The sequence below is a fragment of the Caballeronia sp. DA-9 genome (assembly GCF_051615025.1).
Taxonomy (GTDB): domain Bacteria; phylum Pseudomonadota; class Gammaproteobacteria; order Burkholderiales; family Burkholderiaceae; genus Caballeronia; species Caballeronia sordidicola.
On record NZ_CP195131.1, the window covers coordinates 332,094 to 351,033 of the forward strand.

Here is an 18,940-nt window from a genome sequence, read left to right on the forward strand (position 1 = left end):
ATCTGGATGTTTGCCGGTGCCGCAGTGTCCCAAGCGGATTTGACAGGAACATTTAATATAGCTTTCAATAAGTAAGACTGTGTCAGGTTTTAACGGAAACAACGAAGGGCATTTGTCATGTCACGTGAGTGACATACGAGCGTCATACGCTTCGTCTTCTCTCTGAAGCCTTATGCATATGCCATCCATCGTTTCCTTATCGCTGTCCCTGGCCGCGTTGTGCGTGTCATCAATCATCCTTAGCGGTTGCGATTCACACGCAGCTTCAACGGCGCCGCAAGCCGGGTCTTACAGTGCAAGCGAAGCGAAATCTCGCGCGCAGGTCTTTGCGCAGGTGAAGCTGATGACGTCGGTGGGCGAGAAGATGTTCATGGACCCATCGCTCTCGGGATCTGGGAAGCTTGCGTGCGCGTCGTGCCACAGTCCGAGTCATGCGTTCGGGCCACCGAACGGGTTGTCGGTGCAACTGGGTGGAAGCGACATGCACAGGCCTGGATTTCGCGCGGTGCCGTCGTTGCGTTATCTCCAGTCGGTGCCGCAATTCACGCAGCATTTCCACGACTCGGACGACGAAGGGGACGAAAGCGTCGATGCCGGCCCGACTGGCGGCCTGACATGGGACGGACGGGTGGATCATGGCGCGGATCAGGCGCGCATACCGTTGACGTCATCGTTTGAAATGGGCAGCACGCCGGCGCAAGTGGTGGCGGCGGTCAAGGCCGCGCCCTACGCGGGCGAGTTCCGCGAGGCGTTCGGCGCGCAAGTATTCGACCAGGACGACAAGGCGTTCGACGCCATTCTCCGTTCTCTCGAAGCCTTTGAACAGACGCCGCAAAAGTTCTATCCGTACACGAGCAAGTTCGACGCGTTCCTTGCAGGCAAAGCGAAACTGAATGAAGCGGAACTGCGCGGCCTCGAGCTTTTCAACGATGAAAAGAAGGGCAACTGCGCCGCGTGCCATATCAGCCAGCGCGCGAAGGACGGCTCGCCGCCGCAGTTCAGCGACTTTGGTCTGATTGCTGTTGGCGTGCCGCGCAACCGCGCGTTGCCTGTCAACCGCGATCCGAAATTTTTCGATCTTGGCGCATGCGGGCCGGAGCGCAAGGATCTCAGGGGCCAGTCCGAATATTGCGGCATCTTCAGGACGCCCTCGCTGCGCAACGTGGCAACGCGCAAGGCGTTCTTCCACAATGGCATTTATCACTCGCTGGATGAAGTGGTGCGCTTCTATGTCCAGCGCGATACCAACCCGGAGAAGTTCTATCCGGTGGTGCACGGCAAGGTGCAGAAGTTCGATGACCTGCCCAAGCGCTACTGGTCGAACATCAATACGGAAGCGCCGTTCGACCGCAAGCCCGGCGAGCAGCCCGCGATGAACGAAGCCGAAATCAAGGACGTTGTCGCGTTTCTTAATACGCTGACCGACGGATACGAAGCGGCGAAGTAGGCGAGGTCCACGCTTGACTTCACTGACTCGCGGTTTCGTCCGCTTTATAAAAGCGCGTCAGGTCGCTCTTTAACGCATGCAACGCCGCGTCGTCGAGATAGATCATGTGCCCGGTCGGGTAATACGCGCGCTGGATATTCGCGCGCAAGGACGGGTCCAGGCCCATGTGCGACAGGTCATATTCGGTCTGAAAGAATGGCGTTGCCAGATCGAAATATCCATTGAGCGAAAGCACGCGAAGGCGCGGGTTTTGCCGCATCGCCGCAGCAAGATCGCCTGCTGCATAAGGTTGCGACAACTGCTCGCCCCATGACGCCCGATGCTTCCAGTTCCATTGCGTCAACGCGCTGTCATTGAATACGCGATACGCATCCGGCGCCTCGAAATGAAGATCCTGCACGAGATGCTGATGTAACGCGGCATCGAATGCGCTTGCCACGCTGGTCACCGAAGCATCGTAATCGGGATGCTCGGCGGCGTCGTCATAGTCGATACCCTCGAATCGCGCGTCGTATCGTCCGAGACTGCGCGATTCGCCGCGCAGCAGTTGCTTGCGAAAACGCGATGGCCAGATTTCGAGCCGCGTCTGTTTGACGTACTCGGCGGTGAGCCCTGTGTATCCGGCGACGCGCGCCGCAATGGCGTCGCGTTCGGAATCCGGCAGCGCGTCCCCTTTCGCCAGCGCCTCTGCGTAAGGGCCCGCCGCGAATGCGCGGACTTCGTCGAGATAGGCGTGCAAATCAGGTGGCTTGGGGACCAGTTTGTCGTGATACCACGCAATGGCGGCGTACGTGGGCAGATAGCTCACCGCTTCAAGGTCGGTGCCGGGCGCGCGCGTGGCCGAGTTGAGCACCGACGACATCAGCACCACGCCATTCAACGCAATGTTGTTCTGGCTCAATCGGTACGCAAGCATGGCGGCGCGCGCTGTGCCATACGACTCGCCAAGCATATACTTGGGCGAGTTCCAGCGCTGGTTGACGCTTAGGTATCGCTCGATGAAACGCTCGAACGCGCCGAGGTCTTCATCCACACCCCAGAACTGCTTGCCGGTCGCGCGGCCCACGATGCGCGAAAAACCCGCGCCGGGGGCATCGATAAACACGAGATCGGTGGTGCCGAGAAGACTGTCCGGGTTATCCGCGAGCACGTAAGGCGCGGGTGGCGTGATCGCCGGACTCGATGTATGCGCGCGTTTCGGTCCGATCGATCCCATCAGCAGGAACATGCTGCCAGCGCCCGGGCCGCCGTTGAAGAGAAAGGTGATGGGGCGCGTGGCGGCGTGCTTTGCGTCGGACGTATAAGCCACGTAGAAGATGCTGGCTTCGGCCTGGCCTGCGTTGTTGCGCAAGAGCAGATTGCCGGCTGTTGCGGTGTAGTCGACCTTCTTGCCATCGAGCTTGATGGAATGCTGCGTGACCGATTGCGTTTCGGGCGGGACCGGGATGGCGTTGTCCGGCTTGACGCCGCTGGCGGTATCGCTTGCAGCCGATGCGCGCGCCGTGCGCGGACGCTCCGCCGCGCGCGGTGCGTTCGCAGCCGGTCCCGAGGCGGGCCGCGCAGCGGCTGCGGAAGCGGCTTCATCGGTTGGCGCGGCGTTTGCGTTTGCGCCCTCGTCCTGCGCCACGACCGCGAATGCGTTGCCTGTCAGACCGATCACGATCAGACCCCGTACCAACTTCCTGAAGCAAGCGCGCATCGTAGTCCCGGTCGTTGTTTGGCTTGTCTGCCGTCTGGGATTCTCGATAAGCCCGCGCACCGCGTCAATAGTCTCTAGTGGGAGAGCAGCGCGCTTTACTCGCCCGGGACCCCGCTCATGCACGCTTTAACCGCTGCGGCTTGTCCACAACTGCAAGCTGGTCATCATGCGTTTGCCTCAGCATATCAACGAAATCCATCGTCAACCGCGCCCTTGGCTGATGAGGCGGGAACAGCAGATACATGGGGAACATTACCGCCGGCGAAAACGGCCGGATCGCGATCTCGGGTCCCGCAAAGTCCTGCGCCACGATTGGATGCGCGAGCGTCACGCCCATTCCGCACCGGACCATCTCGCAGCAGATCGCCGCGTACTGCGCTTCGATTGCGAGCACGCGCTCAACGCCCGCACGCGTGAAGGCTTCGTCCATCAGCGTGCGTGTGCCGTCGCCATGACATAACGATACGAACGGCTCGCCCGCGAAATCCTTCGGCTTGAGCGCAGCCTTTTTTGCCAGCCGATGACCCGCCGGCAGCACGCATACCGCCGCGACTTTCGATAACAACTCGACCTCGCAATTCGACGCCTCGCTCGAATAGATGGCGACCCCGAGATCGCAAAACTGCGAACTGGTCCAGTGATTGACCGTGCCCGATGTATTCACATGGAGCGACACAGTGACTTCCGGATATTTCGCCTGGAAGCGCTGGATTGCATGCGGCACGAGCGTCATTCCGGCAGACGGCATTGCTGCAATGCGCAATCGCCCGGTGCCGAGATTCTTGATTTGCGCCGCAGCATTCGTCAGCCCCTGCAGGCCCACATACGCGCGCTCCACCTCGCGGAAAAACGAGTTCCCCTCGCTCGTGGGAATCAGTCTCACGCCGCTGCGCAGGAACAATTGCAGCCCGGTTTCACGTTCCAGCTGCGTAATCAGGCGGCTGATATTGGGCTGCGACGTGAACAGTTCCTTCGCTGCAGCGGTCATGGACCCCGCAAGCATCACAGCCCGGAACGCCTCGATGTGCTTAAGATTCATGAAAGGCAACCCATATCATTGTTGTATGGGTAGTTATTTTATTCGTATTGGACGATATGCCTTGCGACGAACAAAATAAATTCGCCTACCCCACATTCGTTGAACATCCGACCCTGCACTGTCTGGAGAAAACGCACATGAAAGAACTGCAGCACGTCCGTCGCTCGTCGTCTTCCCGTTCATCTCTGCGAAAGCGTGCTGCCGCATTCGGCATTGCAGGCGTGCTTGTCACGCCACTGGCGCACGCCGAGACGACGTTGTACGTCGCCAATGTGGGCGGCTCGAACGAGACCATGTATCGGCAGAAGATCATTCCGCCGTTCGAGAAAGCGCATGACGTCAAGATTGTCTACGTGGCGGGCAATTCCAGCGACACGCTCGCCAAGCTGCAGGCGCAAAAGGGTCATGAGCAGATCAACGTCGCGGTGATGGATGACGGCCCCATGTATCAGGCCATGCAAGCGGGTTTGTGCGGAAAGATAGATGAAGCGCCGGTCATGAAGGACCTGTACCCGCTTGCGCGTCTTGGGCCGACTTCGGTGGGCGTTGGAATGGTCGCGACCGGCATTGGCTATAACGCGGACGCGTTCAAGAAGATGGGCCTGCCGGCTCCCGACTCATGGAATGTCCTCACCGACAAACGCCTGAAAGGCAAGCTGGGTGTTCCGCCGATCACGAATACCTACGGGCTGCATACGCTCGTGATGCTCGCGCGCATGAACGGCGGCGGCGAAAAAAATATCGATCCGGGTTTCAACACGATCACCAAGCAAGTCGCGCCCGATGTGCTGTCGTGGGCGCCCACGCCTGGCGAGATGGACGGCCTGATGCAAAGCGGCGATGTGATCCTCGCGCCATACGGAAGCGGCCGCGCGGTCGCCCTGCAGAACACCGGCTTTCCGCTCAAGTTCTTTTATCCGAAGGAAGGCGGCGTAGCGCTGCAGGTAGCCGCCTGTTCGGTGGCGGAAAACGCGCAGCCGGCGCTCTCGCAGCAGTTCATCCAGTATCTGCTGAGTCCGGAAGTGCAGGCCATTCAGGCGCAGGCAATCGGTCTGGGTCCCGTCAACAAGACGGTCAAGTTGTCGCCTGAAGTTGCCGCGCGCGTGCCTTATGGGCCCGATCAAATCGCCAAGCTGATTGCAGTGGACTGGACGACGATCAACCAGCACAGGACGGAATGGACGGATCGCTGGAATCGCACCGTTGAACGCTGAAATACACTAACAAGCAGACAAGAACCCCCATGAGCTTTCTGACACTCAAAGGCATTTCGAAGCGCTACGGCGACTTCACGGCAATCGAGCAGATCGACCTCGACGTTGAGCGCGGTGAGTTCTTGTCATTGCTCGGTCCATCCGGTTGCGGCAAGACAACGACCTTGCAGATGATCGCCGGCTTTGTCACGCCGACCAGCGGCGCCATCTTGCTCGATGGCCGCGACATCACGCACGAACGCCCGGAAAAACGCGGCATGGGCGTGGTATTCCAGAGCTATGCGTTGTTCCCGCACATGACCGTTGATGGCAACGTGGGCTTCGGTCTCGAGATGCGCAACATGAAACGCGCGGCGCGCGCCGAACGCGTGGCCGAGGCGCTCGAGCTCGTGCGTCTGACGGGACTTGGCGCGCGGTATCCGAAAGAGTTGTCGGGCGGACAAAGGCAGCGTGTGGCGATTGCCCGCGCGCTCGCGATGCGGCCCGAACTTCTTTTGCTCGATGAACCCATGTCCAATCTCGACGCCAAGCTGCGCGAGGAAATGCATATTGAATTGAGGGGCATCCAGAAGCGCCTCGGCATTACCACGATCCTTGTCACGCACGATCAGGTCGAAGCCATGACCATGAGCGATCGGATTGCGGTGATGCATCGTGGAACCATTGCGCAGTTGAGCACGCCGTTCGAAGCGTACGAGCGGCCGGAGACGCCGTTTGCATCGGCGTTCCTTGGCAAGACGAATTTGTTGCCGGGCGAAGTGCTGCGCCGCAATGGCCGATGCGCGGAAGTCGACGTGGCCGGCACGACGCTCAACGTGCCGCACGAAGGACGCCATGTGCAGGGCAAGGTCAACGTATATATCCGGCCGGAGAAGGTGCATCTGGCCAACTATGGCGTTGGCGAAATCCGCGCGACGGGCCGCATCACCACGCGCGTGTTCACGGGCAACCAATGGCTTTTGCTCATCGATACAGGCCTTGGACAAGTGAGCGTCGCGCAGCCGAACAATGGCGCGCCTCCGCCCGGGGAAGGCGAGCAAGTGGGCCTCACGTGGTCGGATGACGACTTGCGCGTGCTGCAAACGGAGGCGTTCGATGGCCACGCTTGACGACGATCGCGCCGGCGCCGCGCCGTGGATCCTGTCGGCGCCGGCGCTGCTCTTGTTCTGCGGCTTGCTGCTCGTTCCGTTGGTGTTGACGCTCGTCCTGTCCTTCCACGTCTTCAGCGACACCGCCGGCACGCTCGCCACCTACACATGGCGCAACTACTTCGAGGTCGTAACCGATCCATATTACGCCGCCATTTTCGGCCGCACGGCTGCGCTCGCATTCGCGGTGACGTTCTTCTGCATTGTGCTCGGCGTGCCGGAAACCATCGTGCTCGCGCGCATGAAGCGGCCCTGGCAATCGATCTGCCTCCTGATCGTGCTTGGACCCCTGCTGATATCCGTGGTCGTGCGTACGCTCGGCTGGCAAATCCTGCTCGGCAACAACGGTGTACTGAACAATGCACTTCAGGCGTTGCACATCACGTCCGAACCCATCCGGCTCGTGTTCACCATGACCGGCGTCATCATCGCGCTTACGCATGTGCTTGTGCCGTTCATGGTGATGTCGGTATGGGCCACGTTGCAGAAGCTCGATCCGCAAGTGGAATGGGCAGGTCTTTCAATGGGCGCGTCTCCGTTTCGCGTGTTTCGCCGTGTGGTGCTGCCGCAGATCCTGCCGGGCATCCTGTCGGGTTCGATCATCGTGTTCGCGCTGTCGGCATCGGCGTTCGCAACGCCTGCGCTCATTGGCGGACGCCGCTTGAAAGTGGTCGCGACCGCCGCCTACGATGAATTCCTCGGCACGCTCAACTGGCCGCTGGGTGCGACGATCGCGGTGCTGTTGCTGATTGCGAACGTGGCGATTGTGATGGGCTGCAGCCGGCTTGCCGAGCGCCGTTTCAAACACATCTTCGACTGAACCGGGATACGTCATGAAACAAAACGGGTTCCTGGGTCTCTTGTTCAATGCGCTGTTCTTGACGTTCATTGCTGCGCCGCTGGTCGTGGTGATCGCCGTGGCGTTCACGGACAAAGGCTTTATCTCGCTGCCTTTCGATGGCGCGTCGCTACGCTGGTTCAAGGCCATTCTTGAGAATGACCAGATCCTCGATGCGTTCCTGTTGTCGCTGAAGCTTGCGCTGGTTGCATCGACCATTGGCGTGGCGCTTGCGGTGCCGGCGGCGCTTGCGATTGCGCGATACCGCTTTCCCGGACGCGGCGCGCTCACCGGTTTTTTCCTTTCGCCGATGATGATTCCCGCCGTCGTACTCGGCATTGCGTTCCTGCGGTTCCTGAGCCTGCTCGGACTCGGCGGCTCGTTCTGGGCGCTGTGCGCAACGCACGTGATCATTGTGTTGCCGTATGCGTTGCGCCTCGCGTTGTCTTCGGCCGTCGGGCTCGATCGCGATGCCGAGCGCGCGGCGCTGTCGTGCGGAGCAAGCCGCTTCACGGCGTTTCGCCGCGTGGTGTTGCCCATGATCCGTACCGGCGTGGCGGGCGGATGGGTGTTGTCGTTCATCCAGAGCTTCGACGAACTCACCATGACCATTTTCGTCGCGACGCCGGGCACCACCACGCTGCCCGTTGCAATGTACAACCAGATTGCCCAGACGATCGATCCGCTGGTCGCTTCGGTGTCGACGGTGATGATTGTGGGAACAGTGATCCTGATGCTCGTGCTTGACCGCATGGTGGGTCTGGACCGCGTCCTGATAGGAGAGACACGATGAAAGGCAATGCAGTCGACAGTCCCGACGTGCTGGTGGTCGGGGGCGGACTGGTGGGAACCGCGGTGGCCTACGGGCTCGCATGCGAAGGCTTGAAAGTGACGGTGCTGGATCAGGGCGACGGCGGCTTTCGTGCATCGCGTGGCAACTTCGGGCTGGTGTGGGTGCAGGGCAAGGGCTACGGCCTCTCACCCTATGGCCGATGGACGCGCAGTTCGTCGCGATTGTGGCCGGGGCTCGCGGCGGCGCTGCTGGAGGAAACAGGAATCGATGTATCGCTCAAGCAGCCGGGCGGTTTCCACCTCTGCTTTTCCGACGACGAAATGGCCGAGCGCGAGAAACGCCTGTCGACGTTGCAAGCGGAACTTGGCGGCGATTACCCGTTTGAATTACTCGATGCAAAAGCGTTGCGCGAGCGCCTGCCCGCCGTTGGACCTGAAGTGATCGGCGCGAGCTACACGCCCATGGACGGCCACGTGAACCCGCTCAAGCTGTTGCGCGCGCTTCATGAAGGCATGCAGCGGCGCGGCGTGAAGCTCGTGAGCGGCGAGGACATTGGACGTATCGTGCCGGATTCGGGCGGCTTCGCGGTCCATGGAAGGAACGCGGTATGGCGCGCGCCGCGCGTGGTGCTCTCCGCCGGTCTTGGCAATCGTGCGCTGAGTCCGCAGGTCGGCCTGCATGCGCCCGTTGCGCCGAACCGCGGTCAGGTTCTGGTGAGCGAGCGCGTCGCGCCTTTTCTGCACTATCCGACCATCAACGTGCGCCAGACCGACGAAGGCTCGGTGCAGTTCGGCGACTCCATGGAAGAGGCCGGCTACAACGACTTCACCACCACCGATGTGTTGTCGGCCATCGCGCGTCGCGGCGTGCGCAGCTTTCCAATGCTCAAGAACGTTCGGCTCGTACGCACGTGGGCTGCATTGCGCGTCTACAGTCCCGACGGCTTTCCAATCTACGAGCAATCGTTGCAATACCCTGGCGCGTTTGTCGTGACCTGCCATAGCGGCGTCACGCTTGCCGCCGCGCATGCAAAACGCATCGCGCCATGGGTGGCCGGCGGCGAGATTCCCGAAGAGCTTCCCGCGTTTCGCGGAGGACGGTTTCTCGACTCGGCCCAGGTTGCCGCCAATGCACATTAGCCGCGTTATTCCAGCTATTCCCGAACACCGACCTTGCGCATCGATATGACATCCAAACCGCTATTCAGGGTGCTTGCACCGGTCGCGCCCGCCGTGGCCGACGACATCGTCCAGATCTGGTTCAACGACCAGCCGCTCAACGTGCCGGGCGGTCGTTCCGTTGCCGCCGCATTGCTTGCGGCGGGCGTCCAGCGTTTTCGCGCCACGCCGGTTTCCGGCGCGCCGCGCGCACCGTACTGCATGATGGGCGCGTGTTTCGAATGCCTCGTGGAAATCGATGGCGTACCGAGCCGGCAAAGTTGTCTCGTGACCGTGCGCGACGGCATGCGCATTCACTCGCAGGAAGGTGCGAGCGATCTTCCTCCCACGTCCGGCGCGAACGCCTTGCAGATGAAGGAGAGTGCTCATGGCCGCTGAATCCATCGATGTCGCCGTGGTCGGCGCCGGTCCCGCCGGGCTTTCCGCCGCCACGCAGGCGGCGCGCGCGGGCCTGTCCGTCGTCGTGCTGGATGAACAGGAGTCGGTCGGTGGCCAGATCTATCGTGCGATAGAACGCAGCGATGCGCAGCGCCGCGACATCCTCGGTCCTGACTATCAGGCAGGCAGCGCGATCACGACGGCGTTTGCCCGCTCTGGCGCGCGATACGTGCCGAACGCGTCCGTCTGGCAAGTGACGCGCGAAAAGACGGTGCATTACCTGAAAGACGGCAAGGTTGGCAGCTTCGAGGCCAAACGCGTGGTGCTTGCAACTGGCGCGCTCGAGCGGCCGTTCCCGATCCCCGGCTGGACCTTGCCCGGCGTGCTGACTGCGGGCGCCGCGCAGATCCTGCTGAAGAGCGCGGGCGAAGTGCCGAGCGAGCCGCCGGTTCTCGTCGGCTGCGGACCGCTTCTTTATCTGCTTGGCTGGCAATATGTGCGCGCAGGCGTGCCGATTCGCGCACTCGTCGATACCACCCGCCACGAGGACCGCTGGCGCGCGAAGCGCTACATGGTGTCCGCGCTGCGCGCGTGGCCCTACCTGAGCAAGGGCCTGCAGTTGATGCGCACGCTGCGCGACGCAGGCGTGCCAATGCACGAAGCCGCCGACGATCTGCGCGTGGAAGGCGTGATTGGCGAAGACGGCGCGGAGCGCGCCAATGCGCTGAGTTTTTCCGTGCGGGGCGTGTCGCATCGGATCGAGGCAAAGGTGATCCTGCTGCATCAGGGCGTGGTGCCCAACACGCAGTTCTCGCTGTCGCTGCGAGCATCGCACAAATGGGACGGCGCGCAACTCTGCTTCACCCCGACAACCGATCAATGGGGCGAACTCGATGTCCCCGGTATCTTCGTGGCGGGCGACGGCGGGGGTATCGGCGGCGCGCAGGCGGCGCAAATGCAGGGGGAACTGACCGCGCTCGCGATTGCCGCGCAACTCGGCGCGATCGATGCAAAGACCCGAGATCAAAGCGCCGCGCCGCGTTTTCGCCGGCTGGCCGAGGTGATGCGGATTCGTCCGTTCCTCGACAGCCTGTATCGTCCCCGCGATGAAAACCGCGTGCCCAAAGACGAAGTGATCGTGTGCCGTTGCGAAGAAGTGACAGCGGGCCAGTTGCGTCAATTCGTGGAACTGGGTTGTCTTGGACCGAACCAGGCCAAGTCGTTCGGCCGATGCGGCATGGGTCCGTGTCAGGGACGCATGTGCGGCCTGACGGTCACCGAAGTCATCGCCGACGCACGCAGTGTCGCGCCGGAAACGGTCGGCTACTACCGCATCCGCCCGCCAATCAAACCGCTCACGCTCGGAGAACTCGCCGGTGAATAAGCCTGCAGCCAACGAGTCGGACGTGCTCGTGATCGGCGGCGGCCTGCACGGATCGAGCAGCGCGTTCCATCTCGCGCGCCGTGGCGTGAGCGTGACCGTACTGGAAGCCGACTACATTGGACGGCATGCGTCCGGTGTGAATGCGGGCGGCGTGCGCACGCTTGGCCGTCCCGTGCCCGAGATCCCGTTGGCGCTGATGTCGCGTGAAATCTGGCACAACATCGTGGAAACTGTTGGCGACGACGCGGGTTTCGTTGCATCGGGGCAATTGAAGATTGCGGAAACCGAAGCCGAACTCGATGAATGCCGCGAACGTGTCGCGCTGCTTGAATCGCACGGTTTCACGCATGAAAAGATCATCGATCGCGAGACCTTGCGTGAACTCGAACCGGCGATCACGCCGCACGTGACCGGGGGTATCTGGGTGGAAGGCGATGGCTACGCGCTGCCGTTTCGCGCCACGACCGCGTTCCGGATTGCAGCGCAGCGTCACGGTGCGGTGTTTCATGAAGGCACGCCCGTTACGCGCATCGAACAGGTTGGCGAACGCTGGATTGCGCATACGCCGCGCGGCGTTTTCTCCGCGGCGCAACTTGTTGTCACCGCAGGCGCGTGGGCGGGCGAGCTTGCGGCGCAAGCCGGCGAGCCGGTTCCGGTTCATCCGGAAGGGCTGATGCTGATGGTCACGCATCGCGTGGCGCCCTTCTGCCGCGCGACGCTCGGCGCAACGGGCAGGCCATTGTCGTTCAAGCAATTCGATAACGGCACGGTCGTGATCGGCGGAAAGCTGATCGGCATCGCGGATTTGCCGGGGCGTCATGGCGAAGTCGATTTCGGACGGCTGGTAAAGAGCGCGAATACCGTGGTGGACCTGTTTCCGCATCTGCGCCACCTCGGCATCAACCGCGCGTGGGCGGGCGTGGAGGCGTTCACCGATGATTTCCTGCCGGTGATCTCGCGCAGCAAACGCGCGTCGAACCTGACTTATTCGTTTGGATATTGCGGCAGCGGGTTCCAGCTTGGACCGGGCTGCGGCAAGCTGGTGTCCGAACTCGTGCTCGATGGCGTGGCGTCGCTGCCGCTCGATGCGTTTGCCATCGACCGGTTCCAGGCGTTGAATGGCGCTCCTGTAGCTGCGAGTTGAACTACGTTAATTGAAGCCATTTTTAATCTCTAAAGGAATCGTATGACCGATATCGTCAGGCTTGAATCGAATCAACGCATGAGCCGTGTTGTGAAAGCAGCGGGGCTGGTGTTTATCGGCGGCCAGACGTCGAACGACCGCGCGCCCGATGTAAAGCTGCAAACGCAGCAGGTGCTGGCGAAGATCGATGGATATCTCGCGCAGGCGGGTATCGACAAGACGCGGTTGATCTCCGCGCAAATCTGGCTTGCCGACATTGCCCGCGACTTCGCCGGCATGAACGAAGTATGGGACGCGTGGGTTGCGCCGGGTTGCGCGCCAACGCGGGCGACAGTCGAGTCGAAGCTGGCCGCGCCCGAGTTGCTGGTCGAGATCACGGTGACCGCGCTCGGCGAATAACGCTTGCAGGACGGACGGTGAAGTCGCCGTGAACGCGCAAGGAAGAGGGCTGCGCGGAACGCGGATACAATTCGGCAGCACGATTTGTCCAACACCGACCAGATTCCATCCAATGCGTAATCCCACCCGGGCCGTACTTCTCGGTCCGCTTCTGAAGGGCGTTTCGCGGTCCTTCTATCTCACGCTGCGCGTGCTGCCTGCCGGCATGCGCGATCCGGTCGGGCTCGCCTATCTGCTGGCCCGGGCGGCGGACACGATTGCGGATACCTCGCTGATTCCCCCGGCGCAGCGGCTCGAATTGCTGCTGTCGCTGCGAAACCTGGTGAACGGCGCACCCGACGACGGCACGTTCACACGCCGTCTCACGCAGGAAGTGGCAGGTCAGCAAAGCCTCTCCGATGAAAAAGTCCTGCTTGAATCGACGGGCGCCGCATTGACCGTGCTGTCCCAGTTGAGTGATCCGGACCGGGACGCGGTGCGCGGGATTGTATCGACGCTCACGCAGGGCATGGAATTCGATCTGCGCACGTTCCCCGATGAATCGTCGGGACGCATCAAGGCGCTGAACACGCTGGAAGAACTCGATACATATACGTACCTGGTCGCGGGATGTGTTGGCGAGTTCTGGACGAGGATGACTTACGCGCACATGCCGGGCACGTTGAAAGGGCCGTCCGAAATCATGCTGTCGCGCGGTGTTCGTTTCGGAAAAGCGTTGCAGATGACCAACGTATTGCGTGACTGCAGCAAGGACTTGCGCATTGGCAGGTGTTATCTACCGTTGCCCATGCTGGGTCAATATGGTCTGACGCCACAAGACCTGCTTGAACCGGGCAGCTCGCGTCGTGCGCAGCCGCTTCTGTTCGAGCTTTTGCGCCTGACGCTGAATCACTATCGCGCGGCCGTCGACTATGCGCTCGCCATTCCTGCATTGTCGATCCGGCTGAGGCTTTCGTGCTTGTGGCCGGTGCTGATCGGACTCGAAACGCTGGTGCTGCTCGTCAACAACGACGACTGGCTCGATCCGGCCAGGATCTCCAAGATCACACGCAACAAGGTGTACAGGATCGTTGCAGGTTCGACGCTGCTCGTGCCATCGGATCGATTGCTGCGTGTGTGGATAAATCGGCTGGTCGCGCGTATTGAAACGCGGTTGAACGCCTGAGGGCGGCCGGTATTCTCGTGATCCGGCGGGGCGGATATCATAGGGGTTGTCGTTTATACACGGCGATCCTCTGCCCGGTCCGCGCCGGGTCCGAATTCAAGTAGTCGCACCTGGTTCCGTCACGCATGAACTCCACTCCCGATGCCCCTTCGCGTCCCGCGATGCGTTCCCTGACACCTCTGGAGGCGCGCGTGCTGGGCGTGCTTGTCGAGAAGCAGCACACGGTGCCGGATGCTTATCCGCTGTCGGTGAACGCGCTGACGCTTGGTTGCAACCAGAAAACCGCGCGGTCGCCGGTGATGAACGTTACCGAAGCCGATGTGCTGACGGCCATTGATGAACTCAAGCGCCTGAGCCTCGTGTTCGAAGGCAGCAGCAGCCGCGTGCCGCGTTTCGAGCACAACATCACGCGTTCGTTGGGCATTCCGAGCCAGGCGGCCGCGTTGCTTACCACATTGATTCTGCGCGGGCCGCAGACGCCGGCTGAATTGCGTTTGAACGCTGCGCGCCTGCACAGTTTCGCGGATATTTCGTCGGTCGAGGCGTTTCTCGATGAACTCGCGGGGCGCGAACCGCCGCGCGTGATCAAGCTGCCGCGTACGCCGGGCGAACGTGAAAGCCGCTGGGCGCATTTGCTGTGCGGTGAGGTTACGGTCAGCGAGGTATCGACGAGCGCAATGGTCGACGATCCCGTTTCTTATAACGACTTCGAACTGCTGAAGGCGGAACAGAAGCGGTTAAGCGATGAAGTGGCAAGGTTGCGGGTGCTGGTTGAACGGATGGCGGGGGAGCTTGGGATTGAGGTGGGGGAGTGAGATTGGTTGGGGCTTCTCGGACGGCTGCTTTTTGCATGTAAGCGCGACATGTTCATCGATATCTACAATTGCGTCTCGGCTTCGCTATCCCATTGCGCGAGTAGATCAGCCGGGATAGCCCGGACAGTTTGTGCATACCGCGCGCCCACAAACTGTTCCGCGCGCTTGAGCAAAACCGGAATCGGGCTACTGGGTTCGTTGACTTCAAACCACGCCCGCGCCTGGCGAATGCTCTCCAGCGCCATTTGTCGATTGGTCATTGAGGTGCGCGAGACCCGCATGGACGGCGCAACTTCAACGCTCTCCGCTTGCGATGCAACTGCATCGCTGACCGGAGGGTTTTCGAGCGTTGCTACCAAAGGCTCAGTCAAGGACATTTCTTGATCGATGGTGTCCAGTTCGATGTCGCTATCGTCAATTCCAACATTCGCCGGACCCGCAAAAAGCCCCAATACCTTGCTCAGCGCCGATAAATCCGGCGAGAACGTGCCGAGGTTGTTCTCGCACCATGCGGTGATTGCAGCAAGACTGGAGCAAGCCTGGTCGAACCCAACAAGACTCGACGGATCGCGTTCACGCAGCGCCTCAAGCTGTTGCGTAACCGAATCCTGAGACAAGGCATCGACCGGACGCGGTCTTGCAAACGCGCGCTCGACATCGCGCACTTGCAGCCGAGCCACCGACGCCTTTCCAAACGTCACTTCCCGAAGGTCCGATAACAAGCCATCGGTATCGGTCAACGCCTGTAGCGCGTTTGCGCGAATCTCCAGCGCGGCCTCGCGATCCGAATCCACCGCCAGTTGCGGGTGAACCGTATCGGGATACGTTTCAAGCAAGCGCGCAAGTAGTCCTACCTTCGCGAAAGCCCATGGCGCCGGCCAGTCGTGTGCGGCATCGCGTGAACAACACGGCTATTCGTATGTCCTTCGTGCGAAGCATCAGTCTGCGGCAATCGCGATCGATATCACCCCAGTTGACGGTTTCAGCCGAGCCCACGAAATTGCCGTACTGCGCATCGGGCTGCGCCGTCGATTTCGCTGACATGACCACATACTCAGGGTCGTACTCAAGATCGGGACCACACGGGGCGTCAGTGGAGATGGGCGCGAGCCAGTCGTGACTCACCGCCTCGTTCGGCCGCGCCTTGGCGGTCGCTTGTTTCTTCGCGTTCATATCGAGATCCGTTTGCTAGTGTGTCGTCGCGGAATGCTGCTCGGGCTCGAAGCGCATGCCGGTAATCGGATCGCCCGTTGGAGAGCGTCCGAGCCATCCAGACCAGCCCAGCCGTTCAGGGCCGCCAATAGTCGCGGGCGTCGCGCTCAGCGATTTAATGCGCAACTCAAGCTCCCAGACAAATTCGTAGCCGATAAACGCGCGCACCCATTCGACCAGCAACGGCAAATCTGCACCTTGCGGCGTGAAGCGCAAGTACTCGTTTAGCCGTGACCACGAGGGTAACGATCAACTGTTTCCGGAGTCTTTTCAGGATGGATTTTTCGTGACTGGAATTATTGTTCTGCATGGCGAATGAATCACGACTGATGGATGAACGGAATCAGAAATTAGCACGAAGGTCGAGCGTAGCTAAGTCAGATTAAAGCTATGGTTTCGAGCATTGGCGTGGGAAGCAAATGCATGCACGAGCAATTGCTCGCGCTCATGGACCGCCGAATGCGGTATCGATCGGATAACGAGGCTGGGAATTCAATAAAAAGAGGACAAAAATTGAATTGGAAAGCAGCGAATTGACGGAAAGCGGGATGTAAAAGCAGCGCAAGGTGAAGGTGGCGGAGTAACAGTGAATTCGGAAATTAATTCGCTATGAGTAGTTCGGAAAATCGGTTTAAATTACCGAAACGATTACGCCTTATCCAGATCTGGTAAGACTTAACTGTTCCCGCGTGTTTCTTTTGGGAAACGGATCGCAAGCCAAGTGCGCGCGTCGCGCTATTTGTCTGTTTAATATCCGACAGATATAAACATCATACGAATAATTTTTTACCGAATTCGGCGGATAAATCGTATTTGTTTATTTGTCGGCCTAGTAGTTAATTCCGAAAACATTGATAAGGGTCGGATAAGTATAAATTTTTCCGAAATCATCTTATTTTATGTTGCGGTTCTTGAGCAAATACTTTTGCGCCGCAACAAGCCATAGGAAAAATTTCGCTATTTAACTGAATATTACTTATTCGTTTGTGTGCTACCGCACATTCCGGGTACTATTTACCCTAGTGGTCAGGTGAGAAGGTAGACTTTGCCGAATCGCTCAAGTTAGCGGCATTCTCGGTCAAACGTTTGCGTGATGGACGATAAAGCGACTGCTTTGACAGCCGCGATACAGGGTCGGGGTTCGCGTCAGCGTTTCCTAATATACGTCGAAGGCGAGTGGTTGCGTCGGCAACCGCCGGGAAGGGTGTGCCTTCGTAGTCGTGTCCCCAAGTCGCAAGTTGTCCAAATCGTTTAGAGCGCCATTCGGTACTGAGCACGGAATGGGTCAAATGAGTCTCGGGTTAGTTAGACATACGAAGTAAGTAAAGCGCCTTGGTTGCTTGGTCTCCCAAAAGCGTTTCGTGTGTCAAAAACTAAAAAATATCTGCTTATTTTCTGTCGGGCTTTTCTCGACAGTGGACAAACTCGCCATGATAAAACGACGTCAATTTCTCGGTTGCCTCACCGCTTTCGGCGGTAGCTATCTTCTGACCGCCTGCGGCGGTGGTTCGAGCGACGGGATCGGCAGTGCTGCCGGTGCTGTTGCGAACAACGCTACGAACGGTGCCGCAGTTGGAAACGCAGTTGCCAATGCCGCGAGCCCGGCATCCGCCAACGGCACGAGCCTGCCTTCCGCTTCTTCGATCATCGACAACTCGGGCAATGTCTGGACCCTCTCGGGAGGTGTGGTGTACAGGAACGGTGCGGTTGCAGGCGTCAACTACAACGTTGCCCTGGCGCTCTGGTATAGCGGCACCGTTTATCACGAGAACACCGCGGGCCAGTTCTATTCGTGGAACGGATCGGGATGGTCGGCATGTCTTGATCCGCGCACGGCCGGCATCTCGGCCGATGGCGCAACCATCCCCTCGGGCTCGGTCCTCATCGATAAACTGGGCCGCAAGTGGACAGTCTCCGGTGGAGTCATCTACAGGGATGGCGCTGTCGTTGGTATCAACTACAACGTAGCCTTGCTTCTCTGGTACGGCGGCATAATGTGGCACAAGAACACCAGCGGCCAGTTCTATGCGTGGACCGACGCGGCTGGCTGGCTTGCATCTACCGATCCGCGCACCCCTGTTGCCGCTACCGCTGGCAGCTTCTTCGGTGTGAACGGCCACTGGGACTTCACCTATACCCCGGCCCAGATCGTCTCGATTCTGACCAGCATGGGATGCAAGAGCTACCGAGTCGGGTGCACCAATGATCCGCAGCAACTCGCCGCCGTGACCAAACTGGCGGCAGCGTTTCAGGCGGCTGGTATGACACTGTTGGTGCTGATCAATCAGGGTATGACGGACGCCAACGGCAACGTTCTGAGCAGCGAGAGTGTTGCCTACAACCAGGGTTACATGGTCGCATCGGCGGTTGCGAATGCACTCAAGCAGTACGGCGTCACCATGTACGAATGCGGCAACGAACTGACCCGCCAGAATTCCACCATCATGAACTTCACGGAAGCGGGGACCAAGGCCGTCGACTTCAACAATGCCAACTGGCCTTCCATGCGTGGCGTGATGCGCGGCATGATCGACGGTGTCAAGTCGGTCCAGCCGAACGCGAAGTGTGGCATCAACTTTTGCGTGGCGGACGTGGGTGCGTCGGATGCGTTATGGGAAGGCATGCAACCCGACGGAAGCCGTGGTTATCCGCAGGTTCGCTGGGACATCACTACGTGGCACAACTACGAAGTGTATGGCGACATCTTCAATATCGGCACGGACGGCGCAGGGCCTGGCATCGATCTGCCCACGTACTGCAAGGCGCGTTACGGCGTTCCGTTCATGATCACCGAGTGGAACACAGGCCCTGAGCAAACCCAGGCTTATCGGGCGAACTACATCACGACGCAATTGGGCAATTTCTATAACGCCAGAAAGACGCACAACATTCAGTCCGTGATGTACTACGTGCTCGATAGCGGGAACAGCACCTATGGGATCATGATCAACGGTGCACCGCTTAGCGCGCCTTACGCCGCGTTCACCGGCTTTACGGCGTCGCATGCCGACGTATAGAAATAGTCCACAAGGTTGGTGATCGTTAGGTCCACGAGAGCCGGGATAGCGCAGCGCTATCCCGGCTCTT

The 18,940-nt window shown here is 60.1% G+C and carries 15 protein-coding genes and 2 pseudogenes; 13 read left to right on the top strand and 4 right to left on the bottom strand.

Annotated elements, in window-relative coordinates; all coding sequences use genetic code 11:
• The first annotated feature begins 172 nt into the window (after positions 1–172).
• A complete protein-coding gene (locus ACRWA7_RS01500) occupies positions 173–1,447 on the top strand; it encodes a cytochrome-c peroxidase (RefSeq protein ID WP_438390764.1) in 1,275 nt (424 codons plus the stop codon).
• 19 nt (positions 1,448–1,466) lie between these two features.
• Here ACRWA7_RS01500 and ACRWA7_RS01505 read toward each other — a convergent pair whose 3' ends face one another.
• Both ACRWA7_RS01505 and ACRWA7_RS01510 read right to left on the bottom strand, forming a co-directional pair.
• Positions 1,467–3,146, bottom strand: coding sequence for a S10 family peptidase (locus ACRWA7_RS01505; protein WP_438390765.1), 1,680 nt, complete (start codon positions 3,144–3,146; stop codon positions 1,467–1,469).
• 115 nt (positions 3,147–3,261) lie between these two features.
• A complete protein-coding gene (locus tag ACRWA7_RS01510) occupies positions 3,262–4,185 on the bottom strand; it encodes a LysR substrate-binding domain-containing protein (RefSeq protein ID WP_438390766.1) in 924 nt (307 codons plus the stop codon).
• A 137-nt stretch (positions 4,186–4,322) separates the two neighbouring features.
• Between ACRWA7_RS01510 and ACRWA7_RS01515 the strand changes: the two genes are divergently transcribed.
• From ACRWA7_RS01515 to ACRWA7_RS01565, 11 genes are all read left to right on the top strand, one after another.
• Positions 4,323–5,399, top strand: a complete 1,077-nt coding sequence (locus tag ACRWA7_RS01515) for an ABC transporter substrate-binding protein (RefSeq protein ID WP_438390767.1) — start codon at positions 4,323–4,325, stop codon at positions 5,397–5,399.
• A 29-nt stretch (positions 5,400–5,428) separates the two neighbouring features.
• Positions 5,429–6,508 (top strand): ABC transporter ATP-binding protein, encoded by a 1,080-nt coding sequence (locus tag ACRWA7_RS01520; RefSeq protein ID WP_438390768.1) that lies wholly within the window; start codon positions 5,429–5,431, stop codon positions 6,506–6,508.
• Positions 6,495–7,367, top strand: coding sequence for an ABC transporter permease (locus tag ACRWA7_RS01525; protein WP_438390769.1), 873 nt, complete (start codon positions 6,495–6,497; stop codon positions 7,365–7,367). The genes ACRWA7_RS01520 and ACRWA7_RS01525 overlap by 14 nt, the downstream gene beginning before the upstream one ends.
• 13 nt (positions 7,368–7,380) lie before the next feature.
• Positions 7,381–8,178, top strand: coding sequence for an ABC transporter permease (locus tag ACRWA7_RS01530; RefSeq protein ID WP_060856442.1), 798 nt, complete (start codon positions 7,381–7,383; stop codon positions 8,176–8,178).
• Complete coding sequence (locus tag ACRWA7_RS01535) at positions 8,175–9,317, top strand: NAD(P)/FAD-dependent oxidoreductase (protein ID WP_438390770.1); 1,143 nt, start codon at positions 8,175–8,177, stop codon at positions 9,315–9,317. Before ACRWA7_RS01530 ends, ACRWA7_RS01535 begins: the two co-directional genes overlap by 4 nt.
• Positions 9,318–9,362: 45 nt before the next feature.
• Positions 9,363–9,734 (top strand): (2Fe-2S)-binding protein, encoded by a 372-nt coding sequence (locus ACRWA7_RS01540; RefSeq protein WP_438390771.1) that lies wholly within the window; start codon positions 9,363–9,365, stop codon positions 9,732–9,734.
• Positions 9,724–11,118 (top strand): FAD-dependent oxidoreductase, encoded by a 1,395-nt coding sequence (locus tag ACRWA7_RS01545; RefSeq protein ID WP_438390772.1) that lies wholly within the window; start codon positions 9,724–9,726, stop codon positions 11,116–11,118. Before ACRWA7_RS01540 ends, ACRWA7_RS01545 begins: the two co-directional genes overlap by 11 nt.
• Positions 11,111–12,262 carry an NAD(P)/FAD-dependent oxidoreductase gene (locus ACRWA7_RS01550; RefSeq protein ID WP_438390773.1) on the top strand — a complete coding sequence of 384 codons (1,152 nt, stop codon included), beginning with the start codon at positions 11,111–11,113 and terminating at the stop codon, positions 12,260–12,262. Before ACRWA7_RS01545 ends, ACRWA7_RS01550 begins: the two co-directional genes overlap by 8 nt.
• 42 nt (positions 12,263–12,304) lie before the next feature.
• Entirely contained in the window at positions 12,305–12,661 is a 357-nt protein-coding gene (locus ACRWA7_RS01555) for a RidA family protein (RefSeq protein ID WP_438390774.1), read from the top strand.
• Between the two features lie 112 nt (positions 12,662–12,773).
• The gene (locus ACRWA7_RS01560) at positions 12,774–13,826 is read left to right on the top strand and encodes a phytoene/squalene synthase family protein (RefSeq protein WP_438390775.1); all 1,053 of its coding nucleotides are present in this window, start codon (positions 12,774–12,776) and stop codon (positions 13,824–13,826) included.
• Between the two features lie 125 nt (positions 13,827–13,951).
• Positions 13,952–14,641, top strand: coding sequence for a YceH family protein (locus ACRWA7_RS01565; protein ID WP_060856435.1), 690 nt, complete (start codon positions 13,952–13,954; stop codon positions 14,639–14,641).
• Between the two features lie 62 nt (positions 14,642–14,703).
• Here ACRWA7_RS01565 and ACRWA7_RS01570 read toward each other — a convergent pair.
• A pseudogene (locus ACRWA7_RS01570) lies at positions 14,704–15,814 on the bottom strand (ImpA family type VI secretion system protein).
• Between the two features lie 15 nt (positions 15,815–15,829).
• Positions 15,830–16,081 (bottom strand): annotated as a pseudogene (locus tag ACRWA7_RS01575) (type VI secretion system baseplate subunit TssG); the annotation flags it as partial.
• A 1,202-nt stretch (positions 16,082–17,283) separates the two neighbouring features.
• Between ACRWA7_RS01575 and ACRWA7_RS01580 the strand changes: the two are divergent.
• On the top strand, positions 17,284–18,870 hold the full coding sequence (locus ACRWA7_RS01580) for a hypothetical protein (RefSeq protein WP_438390776.1): 1,587 nt from the start codon (positions 17,284–17,286) through the stop codon (positions 18,868–18,870).
• The last annotated feature ends 70 nt before the right edge of the window (positions 18,871–18,940 follow it).

What these genes read in the sequence shown, in the direction of transcription:
- ACRWA7_RS01580 (WP_438390776.1), top strand. Translation starts at nt 17,284, where the DNA reads ATGATAAAACGACGTCAATTTCTCGGTTGCCTCACCGCTTTCGGCGGT.
- ACRWA7_RS01500 (WP_438390764.1), top strand. Translation starts at nt 173, where the DNA reads ATGCATATGCCATCCATCGTTTCCTTATCGCTGTCCCTGGCCGCGTTG.
- ACRWA7_RS01520 (WP_438390768.1), top strand. Translation starts at nt 5,429, where the DNA reads ATGAGCTTTCTGACACTCAAAGGCATTTCGAAGCGCTACGGCGACTTC.
- ACRWA7_RS01535 (WP_438390770.1), top strand. Translation starts at nt 8,175, where the DNA reads ATGAAAGGCAATGCAGTCGACAGTCCCGACGTGCTGGTGGTCGGGGGC.
- ACRWA7_RS01565 (WP_060856435.1), top strand. Translation starts at nt 13,952, where the DNA reads ATGAACTCCACTCCCGATGCCCCTTCGCGTCCCGCGATGCGTTCCCTG.
- ACRWA7_RS01560 (WP_438390775.1), top strand. Translation starts at nt 12,774, where the DNA reads ATGCGTAATCCCACCCGGGCCGTACTTCTCGGTCCGCTTCTGAAGGGC.
- ACRWA7_RS01525 (WP_438390769.1), top strand. Translation starts at nt 6,495, where the DNA reads ATGGCCACGCTTGACGACGATCGCGCCGGCGCCGCGCCGTGGATCCTG.
- ACRWA7_RS01505 (WP_438390765.1), bottom strand. Translation starts at nt 3,146, where the DNA reads ATGCGCGCTTGCTTCAGGAAGTTGGTACGGGGTCTGATCGTGATCGGT.
- ACRWA7_RS01530 (WP_060856442.1), top strand. Translation starts at nt 7,381, where the DNA reads ATGAAACAAAACGGGTTCCTGGGTCTCTTGTTCAATGCGCTGTTCTTG.
- ACRWA7_RS01545 (WP_438390772.1), top strand. Translation starts at nt 9,724, where the DNA reads ATGGCCGCTGAATCCATCGATGTCGCCGTGGTCGGCGCCGGTCCCGCC.
- ACRWA7_RS01555 (WP_438390774.1), top strand. Translation starts at nt 12,305, where the DNA reads ATGACCGATATCGTCAGGCTTGAATCGAATCAACGCATGAGCCGTGTT.
- ACRWA7_RS01540 (WP_438390771.1), top strand. Translation starts at nt 9,363, where the DNA reads ATGACATCCAAACCGCTATTCAGGGTGCTTGCACCGGTCGCGCCCGCC.
- ACRWA7_RS01510 (WP_438390766.1), bottom strand. Translation starts at nt 4,185, where the DNA reads ATGAATCTTAAGCACATCGAGGCGTTCCGGGCTGTGATGCTTGCGGGG.
- ACRWA7_RS01515 (WP_438390767.1), top strand. Translation starts at nt 4,323, where the DNA reads ATGAAAGAACTGCAGCACGTCCGTCGCTCGTCGTCTTCCCGTTCATCT.